The 876-nt window shown below is 44.6% G+C and carries 2 protein-coding genes; both read left to right on the top strand.

The window, feature by feature from the left end:
- The coding region (locus ACOQFS_RS18375; RefSeq protein WP_421564274.1) for an RHS repeat-associated core domain-containing protein at window positions 1-461 on the top strand (461 nt) is incomplete at its 5' end.
- Between the two features lie 55 nt (window positions 462-516).
- A complete protein-coding gene (locus tag ACOQFS_RS18370; RefSeq protein ID WP_421564273.1) occupies window positions 517-741 on the top strand; it encodes a hypothetical protein in 225 nt (74 codons plus the stop codon).
- The last annotated feature ends 135 nt before the right edge of the window (window positions 742-876 follow it).

Below are 876 nucleotides of genomic sequence, written 5' to 3'. Positions count from 1 at the left end.
ACAACACGTTCCGGTACTACGACGCGGACCTGGGGGCGTTTACGACGCCGGATCCCATTGGGCTCCAAGGAGGCGTTAACTTACACCAATATGCGCCCAATCCGATCTTCTGGATCGATCCATGGGGGTGGGCGCGGGACTGTGGTCAAGGCGTCCGTAGAACTAAACATACCCCTAACCGGCATGTGAAACGTCACAACAAGACGGGGAAAAGCAAAATATCGGAAGAAGCTCGTCTAAAATTACAAGATAAAAGCAAATATAAAAATCCTGCCCAATATAAAAAACTTGAAGACAGAACGCTGAGATCTCCTGATCGCACAATTTCGCAAGCAAATGGGCGAACTCGATACGAGAAAGACTACGGAAGGGTTATTGGTACGCGAGGAGAAACTGGTCATGTAGTTGTAAAAGATAATGCCGGAAAAATAGTCACTTCTTTCCCTTCAAAATTTGAATAATATGCCATTAGATTTTTATTACACCTCAAAAAAAAATGCCGTGGAGTCTTTCAAGATGAAGGATTCTGAAATTCGTTTGCTTGAACAAGTCTTTGAGGAGTTGCGAAAAAGAACAGGAGTTTTTATTGATCCCTATGGTAAATGCAAAATTTATCCCGATCATCTGAAAATCATTCAAAAAGCGTTGGAAAAAAGCAAGAGTGATGTGGGGGTGAGATTTTCAGAATTTCTAGATCAGGCAATTCTTCAAGAGGAAGTTGTAACTGCCGATGGAGATTAAGGTATTTATGCGGAGAGCTTTCATTATGATTTGGCAGGCACCCGCATCAGCGCGCTGGAAGAAAGCAACCTCAGCACCCAGGGCCGAGGCTGGGTGCAAAACAACCGCGTCAAAGTCCTGCAGGACAAGCGCTAC

The sequence above is a fragment of the Paracidovorax sp. MALMAid1276 genome, assembly GCF_049198005.1.
In the GTDB taxonomy this organism is placed as follows: Bacteria; Pseudomonadota; Gammaproteobacteria; order Burkholderiales; family Burkholderiaceae_C; genus Acidovorax.
This window is presented reverse-complemented; position numbering and strand designations above follow the sequence as displayed.

Excerpts from the sequence above, each read along its gene's own strand:
- ACOQFS_RS18370 (WP_421564273.1), top strand. The coding sequence starts at position 517 with ATGAAGGATTCTGAAATTCGTTTGCTTGAACAAGTCTTTGAGGAGTTG.